The organism is Flaviramulus multivorans (assembly GCF_021728415.1).
GTDB classification, from domain to species: domain Bacteria; phylum Bacteroidota; class Bacteroidia; order Flavobacteriales; family Flavobacteriaceae; genus Sabulilitoribacter; species Sabulilitoribacter multivorans.
This window is the reverse complement of record NZ_JAKKDV010000001.1, coordinates 259,506-276,969: the sequence shown is the minus strand read 5'-3', so window position 1 is coordinate 276,969 and position 17,464 is coordinate 259,506. Positions and strand designations below refer to the sequence as shown.

Genomic DNA, 17,464 nt, shown 5'->3' with positions numbered 1-17,464 from the left:
TTATGTTTAGATTTTTATTCGATAGAGATACATGGCAAGAAGTTTTTGATAGCTTAAGTAAAAACAAACTTAGGTCTATCCTTACTATGGTAGGTGTTTGGTGGGGTATTTTGTTACTTATAGGATTACTCGGTTCAGCACGAGGTTTAGAAAACTCATTTAACAGGCTGTTCGGAAGCTTTGCTACAAATAGTGTGTTTGTTTGGGGACAAAGTACAAGCAGACCTTTTAAAGGGTTTCAAGAAGGTAGAGAGGTAAAATTATCATTATCAGACGCGAAAAATATTGAAAAAAATGTTGAAGGTATAGAGTTTGTCTTACCTAGAAGTCAAACACGAGTAACTGCAACAAGAAACTTTTTGTCAGGTGGTTTTCAAATGGCCGGCGATTATCCATTATTGGACCAACTGCAAAAGAAGAAATTAATACATGGGCGTTTTATAAATCAAAATGATATTGATGATAATAAAAAAGTTGTTGCTATTTCTGAAGATGCCTATAAACAATTGTTTGAAAAAGATGAAGAAGCCATTGGTAAGTATATTGAAATTAACGGCATAAACTTTACAGTTATTGGGCTTTTCGAGGTTGGTAATGTAAACATGGGGCCATCCACTGATATGCATATTCCATTTACCACATTTCAACAAATATATAATAGAGGAGACAGAATAGGTTGGATGATGATAACCGGTAAACCTGAATATGATATCAAGCAAATAGAGGAAGACTCAAAACTCATACTTAAAAACTTAAATAACATTCATCCAAAAGATACCCAAGCTTTCGGGAGTTTTAATTTAGGGAAGGAGTTTGCAAAACTTACCGGATTTTTAATTGGTATGCAGTTTTTAACATGGTTTGTAGGTATAGCAACACTAATAGCAGGCGTTTTCGCAATCGGGAATATATTACTAATCACGGTAAAAGAGCGCACCAAAGAAATAGGTGTTCGTCGTGCTTTAGGAGCAACCCCTTTTGAAATTAAAAGACAAATAGTTGTAGAGGCTGTATTTTTAACTTTAGTAGCGGGTGTTTTGGGCATCATTACTGGAGGATGGATTCTTATCTTATTAGACCATTTTTTCGGGCAAGGAGCCGACGCAGCCATTGTAAATGCATCCGTATCAATTGCGGTAGTATTTATCGCCTTACTAATATTAGTAGCCTTAGGGACTTTAATTGGCTTAATTCCAGCATTTAAGGCAACAAGCATAAAACCAATAGAAGCATTAAGAGAAGAATAAACAATAAGAATAAAGAATAACCAAAATGAATAAAACAGTAAAAATTATTTTAGTATTAGTTGTTATCGTACTATTAGCATTTGTATTAAAGTACTTTAAAGATTCCAATTCAAAAGCATTAGAAGAATTTAAAGTTGAAGAACCTTTTTATACATCTATCAATACAAAAGCTGTGGCAACTGGTAAGTTAAATCCCGAAGAAGAAATTGAATTAAAGCCTCAAATCTCAGGAATTGTAGATCAAATTCTTGTTGAAGAGGGTGATATTGTTAAAAAAGGGGATTTAATTGCTAAAATTAGAGTGGTGCCAAACGAACAAAGTTTGGTAAGTGCAAGTAGTAGAATAGCATCAACAAAATTATCGTATGATAATGCTAAAACTTTGTACGAAAGAAACAAGGCGCTTTTTGAAAAAGGAGTTATTTCACAGCAAGACTTCGAAAATAGTGAACTTTCATTCAATCAAGCAAAAGAAACCTTAGCACAAGCTCAAAACGATTACCAAATAATCAAAAGGGGTTCTATCTCAGGAGGTAGTTCAGCAAATACAAATATAATTGCACAAATTCCAGGAACTATATTAGAAATACCTGTTCGTGAGGGCGATCAAGTAATTCAAAGTAATAACTTTAATGCTGGGACTACTATTGCAACCATAGCAGATATGAGTATTATGATTTTTGAAGGTAAAGTTGATGAAGCCGAAGTTGGTAAAATAAAAGAAGGAAAAGAAATAAAAGTTATTCTTGGGGCTATTAATGATAAAGAGTTTCCAGCAAAATTAACCTTTGTTGCACCAAAAGGTATTGAAGAAAATGGTGCTGTTCAATTTACTATAAAAGCAGATGTAAAAATAGATGCTTCAACAAACATTAGAGCAGGATATAGCGCCAATGCAGAAATTGATATTGAAGCTAAAGACAGTGTTTTAGCAATTAGAGAAGCTTTACTTCAATACAATAGAATTACTGAAAAACCATTTGTTGAAATTTTAGATGGCGATAAAAAGTATAGAAAAGAAAATGTTACACTGGGGTTATCTGATGGTATAAATGTAGAAATTACCGAAGGTGTAAAAATGGGTGATAAAATTAAAGTTTGGAATAAAGCGTCAAAAGATAATGAAGATGAGGAAGAAGGAAATGATTAATATAAACCTACAACAAATGAAAAATATTTTAGTAGCATGTTTAATTCTTGCAGGTGTTTCCTCATTTGCGCAGCAAAAAACGTGGACGTTACAAGAATGTGTAAATCATGCTCTAGAAAATAATATTACCGTAAAACAAGGTGAAAACACGTTATTAATCAATGAACAAGATATTATTGCAGCAAGAGGTCAGTTTTTACCATCTTTTAACGGTAGTTTAGGTCAGCGAATGAGTATTGGATCGGGTTTCGATCCTGTTACAAACCAACGTATTAATAACCAGACAACGCATTCATTTAATTATAATTTAAGTGTAAATCAGAATGTATTTAATGGTTTCAGAACTTTAAATTTATATAAGCAATCACAGCTTAATAGAGAAACAAACGAGCTGGAATTAAATAGAATTAAAGACGATATTTCACTAAATGTTGTTAATGCATATTTAAATGTATTATTTAATAAAGAAAACCTAGAAACTGCCACCGCACAATATGAGTTTAGTGAAAAACAATTAAATCAAGTTCAAGATTTGGTAGATGCTGGTGTTCAACCTAAGGCTAATATTTTTGATGCTGAAGCGACCTTAAGTAGAGATGCGCAGCAAGTTACTTTGGCCGAAAATAATTTTACCTTATCACTACTTTCTTTATCACAATTATTACAAGTGCCCTTTGAAGGATTTAATATTGAATTTATTAGTATAGATGATCCTTCGGCAGCTTTATTGTACAGTGACGTAAAACCTGTTTTAAATTATGCTTTAGAAAACAGAAACGAAATTAAAGTAGCCGAAAAAGATATTGAAAATGCTAAATTAGGTACTGAAATTTCAAAGGCTGGTTTTTACCCATCAGTAAGTTTAGGGTATGGTTTTGGATCGGTTTGGAGTGAATCGAAAAATGATTTTATAAAGCAAGCATTTTTTAGAGAATTAGATTTATTTAAAGGACATAACTTAAGTTTAAATGTAAATATTCCTATCTTTTCAAGATTTCAAAATAAAACTGCTGTTGCTAAATCCAAAATTCAAGAAGAAAATAGCAAACTTAATCTTGATCAAGCAAAGTTAAATTTAGAGTCAAATATTCAAAGGGCCTTTACCGATGCTCAAGCGGCTTTTAAAGCTTTTGAAGCTGCTAAAAAGTCATTAGAATCTCAAAGTTTAGCTTTTAATAATTCAAAAGAGCGATACGATATTGGAGCAATGACTGCGTTTGATTTAGAGCAAGCAAGGGTGCAATTAATAAATGCAGAATCTTCTTTAATAAATGCTAAATATGATTTTGTTTTTAAAACAAAAGTTTTAGACTTTTACATGGGAAAATCTTTAACGAATTAAATTGAGCTTAATTTTAAACTTAGAAACGGCTACCACAAATTGTTCAGTATCCCTATCAAAGGATGGGAAAACTATTGCTATAAAGGAGGATAATGATAAAAACTATTCGCACGCAGAAAGGCTTCATGTTTATATTGATGCCGTTTTAAGAGAGGCTAAAGTTACTCCCAAAGAAATTGATGCAATAGCAATAAGTAAAGGCCCAGGTTCTTATACAGGTTTACGTATTGGTGTTTCGGCTGCAAAAGGACTTTGCTTTTCTTTAGGTATCCCTTTAATTTCAATTCCAACTTTAGAAGCTTTAGCACATCAAGCTAAAATTGATGATGGTATTATTATTGCCATGTTAGATGCCAGACGTATGGAAGTTTACTCTGCTATTTTTGACGTAAACTATCAGCAAATAAGAGAGACTAAAGCACAGATCTTAGAAGAAACCACTTTTTCAGAATATTTAAACAATGGTAAGGTATATTTTGTGGGTAACGGTGTAGAAAAAACTAAAAGTATAATTCACAATCCAAACGCTGTTTTTATTGAAGACAAACTTCCTTCAGCCAATAATATGAGTTTATTAGCATTTAATAAATACAAAATAAGCGACTTTGAAGATGTCGCTTATTTTGAACCGTACTATTTAAAAGACTTTGTGGCTTTAAAACCTAAAGCTTAAGCATTTTTACGTATTTCAACTTGATGTGGATATGGAATATCTATACCAGCGGCATCAAGTGCTTCTTTAGTTTGTTCGGTAACATCAAAATATACCGCCCAATAATCGGCTGTTTCACACCAAGGTCTTACTGCAAAATTGATGGAGCTATCTGCTAATTCCATAACGGTAACAGATGGTGCTGGGTCTTTTAATATTTTTGGATGTGATGTGAGTACATTCATTAAAACCTCTTTAGTTTTCTTAATATTAGAATCATAACCAACTCCAAAAATCAAATCAACTCTGCGTGTTCCTTCTGTAGAATAATTAACTATATTTCCGTTAGATAAAGACCCATTAGGAATGATAATTTCTTTATTTGAAAGTCCCGTGAGTTTTGTTGTAAATATTTCTATCTGCTTAACCACTCCTATTTCTCCTTGGGCTTCAATTAAATCGCCAATTTTAAAGGGCTTAAATATCATAATTAAAACGCCGCCAGCAAAATTACCTAAAGAGCCTTGAAGCGCTAAACCAATAGCTAAACCTGCTGCAGCTAAAATTGCGGCAAAAGATGTGGTTTCAACGCCAACAGTACCAAGAACTACTATTATTAAGACAATTTTTAAAATCCATTTTAACAAGTTCATTAAAAACTTTTTCAAACTAATGTCATAATCTGCTTTTTCCATGGCTTTTCTTAAGCCTTTTAAAATCAATTTAATTACCCATGAGCCAATAATCCAAATAATTAAAGCTCCAATAATTTTTAATCCGTAATTAAAAATTAAATCAATCCATTTTTCAGCGTCTACGTTTTCTAAATCCATATTTTATATTTTCGATCTATAATATACAAAACTAAAGCTAACTTGGGCTTTGAGTAAATTATTAACGTGAATAAAATGTTAAAATTCTAAAAAATAAAACTTGTCAATGCTAGAATTGCAGGAATAGCTTGAACATAAAACAATTTTATTTTTCTAGTAGAATAAGCCCCATAAATACCTGCGATAATTACACAAATTAAAAAGAAAATAGCCGTTTTAGCATCGCTTTGAATTAGGCTAAACAAGATTCCAGCCGCTAAAAAACCATTATAAAGTCCTTGGTTGGCTGCTAACACTTTGGTTTCTTCAGCAAATTCTTTTGATTTTAAGTCGAAGGTTTTAATGCCTTTGGGTTTTGTCCAAAAGAACATTTCTAAAATCAAAAAATAGACATGCTCGATGGCAACTATTACGATTAAAATGGTTGTTAGTAAAGTCATTCTTTTAAAAGTCTTATAGCATCTTCAACTTCGGAAACAGGAAGTTTGCATGCTTTGTTTACACATACGTAAATTAAGGTTTTTTCAGGATTATATCGGTTCTCTAATAAAGGCATTTTGTTTTCTGATGTACTGGCTGCAATAAGTTTATTAGGTATATAAGTGTTGTTTAATTCTGTTATTTTTTGTTTTGCGTCTTTACCTACAATGGCGACTTCGTAAAAAGGGTTTGAATAATTTAACATTAAATCAAACCAGTTTGAATAGCCCGATGGATATTCTTGCATTTCTGGCTTAACATTATTTAGCATCGTCATGGCTGTATTACTGAAATGTTCATTATCAAAATAATGAGATAGTTTGAATAAATTTTTTGCCATTATAGAGTTGCTGGCAGGAATTACATTATCACGATATTCTATGCTTCTTGATACTAATGATGGATCTTCATTGGAAGTAAAAAAGAACATTTTACTAGTAGTGTCAAAAAAATGATCAAAAGCATAATTAGCTAAGTTTCTTGCAGTATCAAGCCATACTTCGTTTAGGGTGCTCTCATAAAGTGTTAAAAAGGCATCTATAACAGTGGAATAATCTTCTAAATAACCATTAATGGAACTAGTGCCATTTTTATAATTATGGTATAAACCACCATCTTCACGTAATTGATTATTAATTATAAAGTTGGCATTTTTTTCAGCGGAAACAAGATAATCAAGGTCTCCAAAAACCCGATATGCGTCTACATAGCCTTTAAGCATAATAGCATTCCATGATGTTAAGGTTTTATCATCCAGTCTTGGTTTGGGTCTTTTGTTACGAACCTCAAGGAGTATTTTTTTCCAAGTTGCTTTCTTTTCAACTAAAGTATCCAATGTTATTTTATGTTTCTTTATGATGGTGGCATCGTTATCTTTTCTAATAAACACATAATTATCGTGCTCCCAATGGCCAAAATTATTTACATTATAATAATCAGAAAAAAGTTCGAAATCTTCTTTTAAAAGCGTTTTAAGTTCATCTTTGGTCCAAACATAAAAAGCACCTTCTTCTAGTTCGCCCTCAGGGTTAATACTGTCTGCATCAAGAGAGGAATAGAAAGCGCCGTTACTAGTAGTCATATCACGTTTTATAAAGGCTAATGTTTCAACAACAATATCTCTATAAAGTTCATTTTTTGTGATGAGGTATGCGTCAGAATATAAACTTACCAACTGCCCATTATCATATAACATTTTCTCAAAATGAGGTACATGCCATTTAGCATCAACGGAATACCTTGAAAAACCGCCACCGATGTGATCGTATACACCTCCATAGGCAATTTTTGTTAGTGTAAGGTTTACATATTCTTGTATTTTTTTATCATGAGTTTGATAAGCGTATCGTAATAAAAAGTGATAATTATTTGGCATCATAAATTTTGGAGCCCGATTCATCCCACCAAAATTATTATCAAATTGCCTCGACCAATTTTTTATTGCATCATCAATATAGCTGGCTTCAAAAACGGGTTCGTTAGTATTTAGTTCTACAACATCCAAAGATTTAATACCTTGTTCAAGTTTGCCAGCATATTCACGAAGCTTTTTAGGGTCGTCAATATATAATTGTGATATCTGCTCTAAGGCACTTATCCATTGTTCTTTTTTAAAATAAGTTCCACCCCAAATAGGTCTCCCATCGGGCAAGGCAATAACATTTAAAGGCCAACCCCCATGACCCGTCATAAGTTGAACCGCATTCATATACACTTGGTCTACATCAGGACGTTCTTCTCTATCTACTTTAATATTTATAAAGTTTTTGTTCATTACCTGTGCAACCAAGCTGTCTTCAAAACTTTCATGCTCCATAACATGACACCAATGACATGCAGCATAACCTACACTTATAAGAATTAATTTATTTTCAGATTTTGCTTTTGCTAAGGTTTTTTCATTCCAAGGATTCCAGTTTACAGGATTATGAGCATGCTGCAGTAAATATGGACTAGTTTCATTAATGAGTTCGTTGGTATATTGATGTTCCATAGTTTTTGAGTTCTGACCTTTGCAGCTAATAATTAAAATAAAAAAGGGAAATAAAATTATTTGTAATGGCCTCATCATTCAAAGTTAGCGAAAATTAACCATAAAAAAAGCGCTCAGTATATGAACGCTTTTTGTATTTATTTTATAAGTGTTTTTTAACCATTTATAGCTTCAACCGTTTCAACTTTGCCCTGCAACATTTGTTTGAGCATATTTTCGATACCCGTTTTTAGAGTATAGGTTGAAGAAGGACATCCACTGCAAGCCCCTTGTAGCAAGACACTTACATTTTTGCTATCAGCATCGTACGATATGAATTGAATGTTGCCACCATCACTTGCAACCGCTGGTTTTACATATTCTTCAAGTATATTTACTATTTCTTTTGATGTGTCATCCAAAGACTCAAAATGGCTGTCTACTTGTGAAGTAGATTTTTGCAGTGTTTCAGCAGCATTAGGTAATACTACTTCTTTTCCGTTTTCAATATAACTTCTTATAAATTCTCGAAGCTCCAAAGTAATGTCTTGCCATTCGGCAATATCATATTTGGTAATAGACACATAATTCTCATCAATAAAAATACTTTTCACAAAAGGAAAATGAAATAACTCGGTAGCTAAAGGAGATAGTTTTGCATCATCAATAGACGTAAATTCAAAAAGCGTTGTTACAATTTTTTTGTTTGCAACAAATTTCATCACTGATGGGTTGGGTGTACTTTCAGCATAAACTGTTACGGGCACTTTTTTTGCAGAAGAAGTTTCTTCAACTACAATACCACCATCATTTAAATATGCCTCAATTTGTTCTGCAACTTCATCTTGAACATCATTCCATTCTACAATATTATAACGTTCAACTGCAATAAAATTCCCAGAAATATAAACCTTTTTTACAAACGGTAAATAAAATAATTGTTGCGCCAAAGGCGACGATTTTGCTTCGTCAATATTATTAAATTCGAAGCTCTGGTGTTGAGTTACAAATTGATTTACTTCGAATTTTACGATGTTATTATTTGTTGTTTCTTGCACAGAAACCTTGAAAGTGCTCATTTCAACTAATTTTTTACAAAAATACTAAAAGAAACCCTTACTTGTTTATATATTTGGGTTTTGTTGCCCATATATAGCGGCTATGAGATGAATGTAAATTTTGTCTTTTTTTATGTGTAATTTTTTGTAAATCAGCACGTTTATAATAAACAATACCTACTTGGTTATAAAATTTATGAAATTGAAAAGAATTATTATCACTGGATTATTTGTGTTTATATCCTATTTAGGAACTTCGCAAGAAGGACTCCCTATATACACCGATTACCTTACTGATAATTATTATCTAATTCACCCTTCTATGGCTGGTGTTGCTAATTGCTCTAAGGTAAGATTAACGGCAAGACAGCAATGGTTTGGACAAGATGATGCTCCTAAACTTTTAACATTAAGTATGAATGGAAGAATTGGCGAGTCGCCATCGGCGATTGGAGCCATATTATATGCTGATAAAAACGGATATCACTCTCAAAAAGGAGCCTATGTAACCTATGCTCATCATTTAATGTTTTCAAGAAATGAAGTAGATTTAAATATGCTTTCTTTTGGTTTGAGTGCTGGATTTATTCAATATCAATTAGACGAAACTACATTTTTGTTTGATGGACCAGACCCTATAATTGATGGTGTTGTGCAAAATGCAACCAATTTTAATATTGATTTTGGGTTTTCGTACCATTTCCTGGATTTTTATGCTCATGGTACGGTGAAGAATGTTTTAAAAAACTCTGGAGTAAATAATGATATAGAAATTACAAGTAATTTAAGACGTTATTTATTATCTGTTGGAAATGTATTTAGCAAGTTAGGTAGCTCTTGGAGTTATGAGCCTTCTGTAATGTTTCAATACAAAGATGGAACTAAAGAGTCAACTATCGATTTAAACGCCAAAGTATATAAGCAGATGGAATTTGGTACACTTTGGGGTGGATTGTCTTATAGACAAAGTCTAGATGGTGCAGAATATTTATCGAGCAATAACACTATTAGTAGTCAAAAACTTCAGCAAATTTCACCTATTTTAGGTGTTAACTATAACGATTTTATGTTTGCATACAATTATACCTATCAAACAAATTCGGTGGTATTTACCAACGGAGGTTTTCATCAATTAACATTGGGATATAATTTTAATTGCAGACGAGAGCGATTTGATTGTAAATGTCCAGCGGTTAATTAAAAAACAAAAAGAGGCTCGTAACGAGCCTCTTTTTTTAGTTCCATGTGTATTTTTTCTTTTTAGCCTGTTCTTTAATAGCTTTTACCATGGCATTTTCTAAGCCGTGTGTAGTTTCTTTATTTTGTTTAGAAATATAATCTATACGTTTTGCATTTAATTCTTGAATTTGTTTTTGAATTGCTTCGCGTTCTTTTCTTTTACTATCAATATAGGTTTTAATTTCTTCCTTTGTTTTTCCTTTTAATTCATCAGGAAGTACATCGTCTTTTAAGTCTTCAATTACCACTTCGTTTTGAGCTTCGGCATCCACTAAATCCCAAGTTTGGTTTTTGTATAAATGAGAACTTTTACTTACGGTTCTTTTTACAGCATTAGCTTTACTGTAAGATCCAGCGTTTGAGTCTTGCTCTGCCTGTAACGCTAATTTTTGTCTTCCTATAGAACCATAAATCACATAGGTTTTATTTAATTTTTGATTTAAAATTAAAATCTCATCATCGTATGGCGAAACAATATGTACCGTTTTACGGTTTTGATTAATTGCCATATAATCGCCATTGGTTAATTGGGCTCCGTCTTTCCAATAGCTTGAAACTCCCTGATTATAATCACCACAAAAAATAGTATTAATGGTTACATCTTTTTCTTTAGCATTTGTCGAGGCATCTTTATAGTTTATTTTACCTTGGGTAAAGGGTTCGTTTCCAGCTATAAAAATAAGCTTTAAATCATCAGGATTTTTTCCCCAATTTAATTGGTTTAAAGATGTTTGTATCACTTGCCCGCAATATTCTTCACCACCATTAGTGGTTAATGAAAATAGCTCTTTTGAGATTTCATCTAGGTCATCACTGAAGGCTAAAACTTGTCTTATATAGCCTTCATTACTATGTAACCTGTCATTACCATATTCGTACAATGCAATTTGTAGATTGGGTTTTTTAACACCACATTTAGCATACGATAACTCGTTTACAATATCCCACAGTTGTGCTTTAGCCTGGTCTATTAACCCATCCATACTATTACTGGTGTCCAATAATAATGCGACTTTGATAAATTGTTTACTAGGTTCAGGATGAACCGTTTTGGCGTCATTATAGGCGACAACTTGCTTTTTGTTTTTGGCGTTGCACGAAATAAATGCGATTAGTGTACAACAGAATAAGATTTTTTTAATTGATGTTTTCATTATTTTTTCGCTTTTTTTGATTTATGCCATAAAACTATAGGCATATTATTTCTTAAAAAAAGCAGAATGAGTAAAGTAATCATCTCATTGAGTAAACCATCCTTTTAAGTTAGTGAGCAAGGTTTTTAGGGATAAAAAAGCTAGTAAATTGTAAAATCGACATTTTAATATACCAAGTAAAGTGCGTAAGTTTAGCATTATTTAATAACCTATGCAGTCAGTTTTAAAATACATTTGGGTTTTATGTTTGTCGATAAACACCGTTCTAATGTTTGCGCAAGACAATAATGGACTTTTAAATCAAGAGCCTAAATTTACGGTTCGTGGTTCGGTTATAGAAAGTGATACAAAAAAACCTATTTCAAATGTAAATATTGAAGTTAATGGTGGTGCTTATACCACAACCGATATGTTTGGAGATTTTAGAATTGAAGCTAGAAGAGGTGATGAGCTTACAATCAGACATAAAGATTTCGAAACTGTTTACTATACCATACAAAGCAGTGAACGTATAAAGGTAGAGGTGCAACCTAACAAAGAAGAGACTAAATACTCTAAACTCAGAAAAACTTCTAGCACAAGGTTAGAATCTTTCAAACCGTTGATTGATTCCGCTGAAGTCTACTTAAAAAAGGATGCTAAAAAGAGTATACAGTTTATAGGCGATGCGCTCACCGAGAGTACTTCTGCAAAAGAAAACAGTGAAGCTTATGAGGTTTTAGGCGATGTGTACTTGTTTTGGAAACAATACGATTTAGCAGTTTCAAACTACAGAATAAGTTTGCAAAGTAGAGACGGTAATGCTGTTAGATTAAAACTGGCTAAAGCTTATAGGCTAAATAAAAACTACCAAGAGAGTTTAGAAGTTTATAATGCGATAAAAAAGAATGAGTTAACCAATTGGCAACTAATAGAATTATACGAAGGGCTTGGAGATGTACATTTTTCAACTAAAGCATATCAATTAGCTATTGATGCATACCAAGAAGGTTTAAATGTTGCAAAAAAGCATCTTATAACCCCTAAAATTACCGATTTAAACTCCAAAATTGCTCAAGCATATAACGCCAAAGGAGAAACTCAAAAAGCTAAAGGGTTTTTTAATAAATCTATGCAATTAGCTAATACAGAGAACCAAACGAGAGCGGTAGAAGAAAAAATTAAGGTAGCCGATTTTGAGAATGAAAATAATAACTTTTCAGATGAGATTGAGTTAAGAAAAGAGGCTCTAAATACTATAAGTGAAATAGAAAGCGACTCGGTTTTAGAAAACGAAAGCCCTTTAACGCCACAAAAGCAAAACTATAAAATAGGGAATGCCTATGCGTCTCAAAGAGATTTCCCAAATGCGATTTCCTATCTCCAAAAGAGTATTGTAGAAGCCGATATTAAATCAGATTTAATTGTACAAAAAGATGCCACTAGAAAGTTATCGGAAGTATATCGTGATGCTGGACAGTTTGATAAAGCTTTGTTGGCCTATCAAGATTATGTAGAATTAGTAGATAAACTTTATGCAAAAAAAGAACAAGAAATATCTCAAGCAGCTCGGTTTAGTAAAGATATTATAAGCAAACAAAACCGTATTTCAAGTTTAGAAAGCGACAGAGAATTATCAGAGAGTAAATACGAGCTATCTATTGAACAGGCTAAGCGTCAAAAACTGATTATTTATTCATTAATTGGAGGTGTTTTACTGTTATTAATCACGGCTTTTTTAATGTTTAAATATATTAAGCAGCAACGGTTGGCGAATAATTTGTTGGCACTTAAAAGCTTACGCAGTCAAATGAATCCGCATTTTATTTTTAATGCGCTAAATTCAGTAAATAGTTTTATAGCTTCTAATGATGAACGAACCGCCAACAAATATTTAACAGACTTTTCATTACTTATGCGAGCTGTGTTAGAGAATAGTGAACAAGATTTTATTCCTTTGGAAAAGGAAATCGAGTTATTGCAATTATACACCAAATTGGAACATTTTAGATTTCAAGATAAATTCGATTATACTATAAAGGTTGATGAAAACATAAAGGTTGAAGATTTTGTAATTCCACCCATGTTATTGCAGCCTTATATCGAAAATGCCGTTTGGCATGGTTTAAGATATAAAAAATCCAAAGGGCAATTAACTATTAATATTACTCAAAACAAACCTGATGAAATCAAAATCACTATAGCCGATGACGGTATCGGAAGAGAAAAATCCAAAGCATTAAAAACCGAAAATCAGCAAAAACAAAACTCAAAAGGCATGGGAAATATAAAAAAGCGAGTTGCCATTTTAAATGATATGTATAGGGACAAAGTAGATGTGTTTATTGATGACTTCCAAGATGAAGAAGACACAGGAACTAAAGTTGTAGTAACTCTAAAAAAGGACTAGATGAAACTAACCTCCATAATAGTCGAAGACGAAGAAACCAGTAGAGATATTTTAAGAAACTATCTTAAAAAGTACTGCCCTAATGTAACTGTTTTAGGTGAGGCTTCAAATGTTGATGAAGCTTTGGTTTTAATACGTAATAACGATTTAGATTTAGTGTTTCTTGATGTAGAAATGCCTTATGGCAATGCCTTTGATTTACTTGACAAAGTAGGTGATATTAATTTTGAAACTATTTTTGTAACGGCATACAATCATTACGCAATAGATGCTTTAAATGCACATGCTTCTTATTATTTAATGAAACCCATTTCTATCGATCAGTTAATAAAAGCGGTTGATTATGTAACTGAAATTAAAACTAAAGAGGAGGCACTCCAAAATCAAGTGCTTATTCCAAAAACAAATAGTGTCAATGGCAAAATAACCATACCGCATTTAGATGGTTTTGAAGTGATTGATACTTCAGAAATTTTGTATTGTAAAGCCGATGATAATTATACCGAAATTTATCTCAACAACAATAAAAAGAAAGTAGTAAGCAAAACCTTAAAACATTTCGAGGATATTTTATCCGAATCTGGTTTTGCAAGGGTACATAAATCATATTTGGTAAATATTAGCCATGTGATAAAATACGTAAAAGGAAAAGGAGGAAGCGTTGTACTTAACACTGGGAAAGAAATTATGGTTTCTGCCTCAAAAAAATCAGAATTATTATCTTATTTTAAATAAAAATTTGTCACTTCGAGTATCCTGATTTTTAAATCAGGAAGTATCGAGAAGCAACTAACAAAAGTTCTCAATACTTTTCTTTCAGAAAAACTCGTACGGACAGTCATCTAAAAATCAAAAAAATGCCAATAATAAAATCCGTTAGAGGAAAATCACCAGTTATCCCAAATGATTGTTTCATTGCCGAAAACGCCACTATTGTTGGCGAGGTAACTATGGGAAATCAATGTAGTGTATGGTTTAGTGCCGTAGTTCGCGGCGATGTAAACTTCATCAAAATGGGAAACAAAGTTAATATACAGGATGGTGCTGTTATTCACGGTACCTATCAAAAATCGGCCACAACTATTGGTAATAACGTATCCATAGGTCATAACGCGTTAGTACATGGTTGCACCATTCATGATAACGTTTTAGTGGGTATGGGCAGTATTATTATGGATGGTTGCATCGTCGAAAGCAATAGTATTATTGCCGCAGGAGCCGTAGTCACTCAAAACACACATGTTGAGGCTGGAAGTATTTATGCAGGTGTTCCAGCCAAAAAAGTAAAAGATATAAGTCAAGAATTAATCTCGGGTGAAATCGACCGAATCGCTAATAATTATATAAAATATGCGGGTTGGTTTAAAGAGTAGGGCGCTACCTTTATCCTGAAACAAGTTCAGGATCAGGTCGGGCTTTTCGTTATTAGTTTTGGCTCAGTGCTCACCTCGCCAAAAGCTATCCACTGCAATCCCTAACGCAAAATTTGCGTTTAAAAAGCTAAATAGTCTACTTTAAATTTACCACCTAAAAGCGATTGCATCACCTTTGGGTCTCCGTTTGTAAAAAATTCGTTTTTAGATTTGGTAAAACCCGAATTTAATAAATCATGCTTTTCTAAAATTGCTTTTGTTTGTCGCGCTACAGCTTCACCAGAATCTATAATTTTTACATGGTTTGGTAACAGTTCTAAAAGTAAAGGCATTAAATAGGGGTAATGAGTACAACCTAAAACCAAGTAATCAATATTAGCATCTAGCATGGGCTTAAGGTAGACTTCTAAAAGTGACCTCATTTCCTCGGAAAATAATTTACCGGCTTCGATAAGTTCAACGATACCATCACCATGCTGCTCAATAACTTTAATATTACTGGCAAATAACCCCGATGTTTTTGAAAACAAAGCACTAGTTAAAGTGCCTCGAGTTGCTAAAATACCAACAGCATGAGTTTGTGTTTGCAAAGCGGCAGGTTTTATGGCAGGTTCAATACCTATAAATGGCATTTGGTAAGTGTTTCTTAAAAAATCTATGGCGTTTGTGGTGGCTGTATTACAGGCAACAACAATAAGTTTACAGTTTTTGTTAATTAAGTATTCAGTGTTTTTAATACTTAAATCTATTATGGCATCTTTCCCTTTTGGTCCGTATGGAGCATTAGCACTATCAGCTAAATACAACGTATTTTCTTGTGGTAAAAGGGCATGAATTTCTTTCCAAATTGAGGTGCCACCAACTCCAGAATCAAAAATACCAATAGGGTTTGAGTTCATATTATAACAAAAATAAAAAAGCTGCCTTGTAAAAGACAGCTTAAATATATTTATTTAAAAATTAAATTAGATGCCTAATTTTTTCTTTACATCAGCTAAAATATCTTTTCCATCAGCAACTATTAAAGTTGCTCTGTCTAAAACATATTGAAACCCTTGTTCTTTAGCTACTTCATTAATAGCTTTCATAGCTTGTTCTTGAATTGGTTTAAACAACTCAGCTTCTTTTTTAGCTAAATCTTGTTGAGCATCCGCTCTAAATTGTTGAATACGTTGTTGCTTTTCTTGCAAATCTAAACCTCTTTTTTGGTTTTCTTCATCGGTTTTAGTTGCAGCCTCAGCTTCGTATTGTTTTACCGTGTTTTGGTATTCTGTAATAGAAGCTTGAATATCCGTTTGATATGTTTTACCTAAGGCTTCAATTTCAGCTTGTGCCGCCTTAGCTGCTGGCATTGCTGCAATTAATTCTTGTGTATTTATATGTGCAATTTTGCTTTGTGCTTGAGTAAAACTTATAGTTCCAATGCATAATGCAGTTGCTAATAAAATAGTTTTTAAATGTTTCATTTTAAATAGTATTAATGTGTTATAAATTTAATTGTTGTTTGTACTGTCTTTTGCTTTTTGACGTTCTTCTAATATTTTCTTTTTTCTATCTTCAAGCGCTTTTTTTCTCGCTTCTCTTTCTTGTAATTTCTTTTGTCTATTTTCCTCTATTAGTTGTGCTTTTGTTTTTGTTTCAGATTTTGCTTCATCCACTTTTTCCGTTTCACCTCCTGTTTCATCGTTAGCGTTATTTCTAGCATCAAGTTTATCTTGTTTTGCTTTTTCGCGTTCTTCTAATATTTTTTGACGTCTTTCTTCCGCGGCTTTTACTTTCGCAGCTCGAGCCTCTAGTTTTTCTTGTCTTGCTTTTTCAATAGCACTTTCGCGTTCAGCTTTCTTTTCTTCTAATGCTTTTTCTCTAGCTTCAAGTTCATAATTAATCTCAGGAATTAACTCTTCTTCTTCGGCAGCTTTTCTTTCTGCTTTTGATTGCACCTGGTTGCGTTTTGAAGCTCTAGTGATACTTCTTAAAATTTGCTCACTTAAATCAAATTGTCTTGCTGAAAACAGCATAACAGCATCAGATGACTTATCAAAAATAAAATCATACTTTCTGCCTTCAGCTAAATCCTGAACTGCAGCAAATATTTGATCTTGTATGGGCTGCATCAATTGCTTCTTCTGAATAAATAAATCGCCATTAGGACCAAAACGTTTCTGCTGATAATCTAAAATTTCTTGTTCTTCAAAATTTATATCCTCTTCACGTTCTTCAATAAGCTCTTTTGTTAAAAGGGCTTTTTCGTTACTTAGGTCTTTTCGTTTTTGTTCAATTACAGCTAATTTCTCGTCAATTTCATTCTTCCATTTTACAGCTTTTTCATTCAACTGTGCAGTTGCCTCTTGATATTCTGGAACATTTTCTAAAATATATTCAGTATCTATATAACCAATCCTAACTCCGCGTTGTGCAAATGAAGATAGGCTTAGCGTAAAAACTAATATCAGTAAAAAAAGAACTTTATTTTGCATCTGTTTATATTTTATAATTTATCAACATATAAATTCTAAAATGACAGCATTTTACTGCCTTTTTGAATACTATCTTCAAAATTAACGAATTTTAATCT

16 protein-coding genes are annotated in these 17,464 nt (G+C 32.6%); 8 read left to right on the top strand and 8 right to left on the bottom strand.

Annotated features, from left to right (window positions below; all coding sequences use genetic code 11):
- Positions 1–2: 2 nt before the first annotated feature.
- The 4 genes from L3X39_RS01225 to tsaB are packed head-to-tail and all read left to right on the top strand — an operon-like array spanning position 3 to position 4,412.
- On the top strand, positions 3–1,247 hold the full coding sequence (locus L3X39_RS01225; RefSeq protein ID WP_237229555.1) for an ABC transporter permease: 1,245 nt from the start codon (positions 3–5) through the stop codon (positions 1,245–1,247).
- Positions 1,248–1,272: 25 nt separating this feature from the next.
- The gene (locus tag L3X39_RS01220; protein WP_237229554.1) at positions 1,273–2,397 is read left to right on the top strand and encodes an efflux RND transporter periplasmic adaptor subunit; all 1,125 of its coding nucleotides are present in this window, start codon (positions 1,273–1,275) and stop codon (positions 2,395–2,397) included.
- 16 nt (positions 2,398–2,413) lie between these two features.
- Positions 2,414–3,739, top strand: a complete 1,326-nt coding sequence (locus L3X39_RS01215; protein ID WP_237229553.1) for a TolC family protein — start codon at positions 2,414–2,416, stop codon at positions 3,737–3,739.
- Between the two features lies 1 nt (position 3,740).
- A complete protein-coding gene (gene tsaB / locus L3X39_RS01210; protein ID WP_237229552.1) occupies positions 3,741–4,412 on the top strand; it encodes a tRNA (adenosine(37)-N6)-threonylcarbamoyltransferase complex dimerization subunit type 1 TsaB in 672 nt (223 codons plus the stop codon).
- Here the strand turns inward: tsaB and L3X39_RS01205 are convergent.
- The 4 genes from L3X39_RS01205 to L3X39_RS01190 form a co-directional block, all read right to left on the bottom strand.
- The gene (locus tag L3X39_RS01205; RefSeq protein WP_237229550.1) at positions 4,409–5,224 is read right to left on the bottom strand and encodes a mechanosensitive ion channel family protein; all 816 of its coding nucleotides are present in this window, start codon (positions 5,222–5,224) and stop codon (positions 4,409–4,411) included. The genes tsaB and L3X39_RS01205 overlap by 4 nt on opposite strands.
- An 86-nt stretch (positions 5,225–5,310) precedes the next feature.
- Positions 5,311–5,664 (bottom strand): DUF1304 domain-containing protein, encoded by a 354-nt coding sequence (locus L3X39_RS01200; protein ID WP_237229549.1) that lies wholly within the window; start codon positions 5,662–5,664, stop codon positions 5,311–5,313.
- Positions 5,661–7,697, bottom strand: a complete 2,037-nt coding sequence (locus L3X39_RS01195) for a thioredoxin domain-containing protein (protein WP_237229548.1) — start codon at positions 7,695–7,697, stop codon at positions 5,661–5,663. Before L3X39_RS01195 ends, L3X39_RS01200 begins: the two co-directional genes overlap by 4 nt.
- Positions 7,698–7,852: 155 nt before the next feature.
- The gene (locus L3X39_RS01190; RefSeq protein WP_237229547.1) at positions 7,853–8,755 is read right to left on the bottom strand and encodes a NifU family protein; all 903 of its coding nucleotides are present in this window, start codon (positions 8,753–8,755) and stop codon (positions 7,853–7,855) included.
- A 175-nt stretch (positions 8,756–8,930) separates the two neighbouring features.
- Here L3X39_RS01190 and L3X39_RS01185 point away from each other — a divergent pair, with 175 nt between their 5' ends.
- Positions 8,931–9,935 carry a PorP/SprF family type IX secretion system membrane protein gene (locus L3X39_RS01185; RefSeq protein ID WP_237229545.1) on the top strand — a complete coding sequence of 335 codons (1,005 nt, stop codon included), beginning with the start codon at positions 8,931–8,933 and terminating at the stop codon, positions 9,933–9,935.
- A gap of 34 nt (positions 9,936–9,969) precedes the next feature.
- Here the strand turns inward: L3X39_RS01185 and L3X39_RS01180 are convergent, their stop codons facing one another.
- On the bottom strand, positions 9,970–11,127 hold the full coding sequence (locus tag L3X39_RS01180; protein WP_237229543.1) for a vWA domain-containing protein: 1,158 nt from the start codon (positions 11,125–11,127) through the stop codon (positions 9,970–9,972).
- A 268-nt stretch (positions 11,128–11,395) separates the two neighbouring features.
- Here L3X39_RS01180 and L3X39_RS01175 point away from each other — a divergent pair, with 268 nt between their 5' ends.
- From L3X39_RS01175 to L3X39_RS01165, 3 genes are all read left to right on the top strand, one after another.
- Positions 11,396–13,516, top strand: coding sequence for a histidine kinase (locus L3X39_RS01175; protein WP_237229542.1), 2,121 nt, complete (start codon positions 11,396–11,398; stop codon positions 13,514–13,516).
- Positions 13,517–14,251 (top strand): LytR/AlgR family response regulator transcription factor, encoded by a 735-nt coding sequence (locus L3X39_RS01170; RefSeq protein WP_237229541.1) that lies wholly within the window; start codon positions 13,517–13,519, stop codon positions 14,249–14,251. It abuts the gene before it with no gap.
- 122 nt (positions 14,252–14,373) lie between these two features.
- Positions 14,374–14,889: a gamma carbonic anhydrase family protein gene (locus L3X39_RS01165; RefSeq protein WP_237229540.1), complete on the top strand. Its 516-nt coding sequence runs from the start codon at positions 14,374–14,376 to the stop codon at positions 14,887–14,889.
- A gap of 119 nt (positions 14,890–15,008) precedes the next feature.
- Here L3X39_RS01165 and murI read toward each other — a convergent pair whose 3' ends face one another.
- The 3 genes from murI to L3X39_RS01150 form a co-directional block, all read right to left on the bottom strand.
- Positions 15,009–15,788, bottom strand: a complete 780-nt coding sequence (murI, locus tag L3X39_RS01160) for a glutamate racemase (protein ID WP_237229539.1) — start codon at positions 15,786–15,788, stop codon at positions 15,009–15,011.
- Positions 15,789–15,854: 66 nt separating this feature from the next.
- On the bottom strand, positions 15,855–16,355 hold the full coding sequence (locus L3X39_RS01155; protein ID WP_237229538.1) for an OmpH/Skp family outer membrane protein: 501 nt from the start codon (positions 16,353–16,355) through the stop codon (positions 15,855–15,857).
- 27 nt (positions 16,356–16,382) lie between these two features.
- Positions 16,383–17,366 (bottom strand): OmpH family outer membrane protein, encoded by a 984-nt coding sequence (locus L3X39_RS01150; protein WP_237229537.1) that lies wholly within the window; start codon positions 17,364–17,366, stop codon positions 16,383–16,385.
- Between the last annotated feature and the right edge of the window lie 98 nt (positions 17,367–17,464).

Bases quoted from the DNA above. Each gene is read 5' to 3' on its own strand.
- L3X39_RS01225 (WP_237229555.1), top strand. From the start codon at position 3: ATGTTTAGATTTTTATTCGATAGAGATACATGGCAAGAAGTTTTTGAT.
- L3X39_RS01220 (WP_237229554.1), top strand. From the start codon at position 1,273: ATGAATAAAACAGTAAAAATTATTTTAGTATTAGTTGTTATCGTACTA.
- L3X39_RS01215 (WP_237229553.1), top strand. From the start codon at position 2,414: ATGAAAAATATTTTAGTAGCATGTTTAATTCTTGCAGGTGTTTCCTCA.
- L3X39_RS01205 (WP_237229550.1), bottom strand. From the start codon at position 5,224: ATGGATTTAGAAAACGTAGACGCTGAAAAATGGATTGATTTAATTTTT.
- L3X39_RS01200 (WP_237229549.1), bottom strand. From the start codon at position 5,664: ATGACTTTACTAACAACCATTTTAATCGTAATAGTTGCCATCGAGCAT.
- L3X39_RS01195 (WP_237229548.1), bottom strand. From the start codon at position 7,697: ATGGAACATCAATATACCAACGAACTCATTAATGAAACTAGTCCATAT.
- L3X39_RS01190 (WP_237229547.1), bottom strand. From the start codon at position 8,755: ATGAGCACTTTCAAGGTTTCTGTGCAAGAAACAACAAATAATAACATC.
- L3X39_RS01185 (WP_237229545.1), top strand. From the start codon at position 8,931: ATGAAATTGAAAAGAATTATTATCACTGGATTATTTGTGTTTATATCC.
- L3X39_RS01180 (WP_237229543.1), bottom strand. From the start codon at position 11,127: ATGAAAACATCAATTAAAAAAATCTTATTCTGTTGTACACTAATCGCA.
- L3X39_RS01175 (WP_237229542.1), top strand. From the start codon at position 11,396: ATGTTTGCGCAAGACAATAATGGACTTTTAAATCAAGAGCCTAAATTT.
- L3X39_RS01170 (WP_237229541.1), top strand. From the start codon at position 13,517: ATGAAACTAACCTCCATAATAGTCGAAGACGAAGAAACCAGTAGAGAT.
- L3X39_RS01165 (WP_237229540.1), top strand. From the start codon at position 14,374: ATGCCAATAATAAAATCCGTTAGAGGAAAATCACCAGTTATCCCAAAT.
- murI (WP_237229539.1), bottom strand. From the start codon at position 15,788: ATGAACTCAAACCCTATTGGTATTTTTGATTCTGGAGTTGGTGGCACC.
- L3X39_RS01155 (WP_237229538.1), bottom strand. From the start codon at position 16,355: ATGAAACATTTAAAAACTATTTTATTAGCAACTGCATTATGCATTGGA.
- L3X39_RS01150 (WP_237229537.1), bottom strand. From the start codon at position 17,366: ATGCAAAATAAAGTTCTTTTTTTACTGATATTAGTTTTTACGCTAAGC.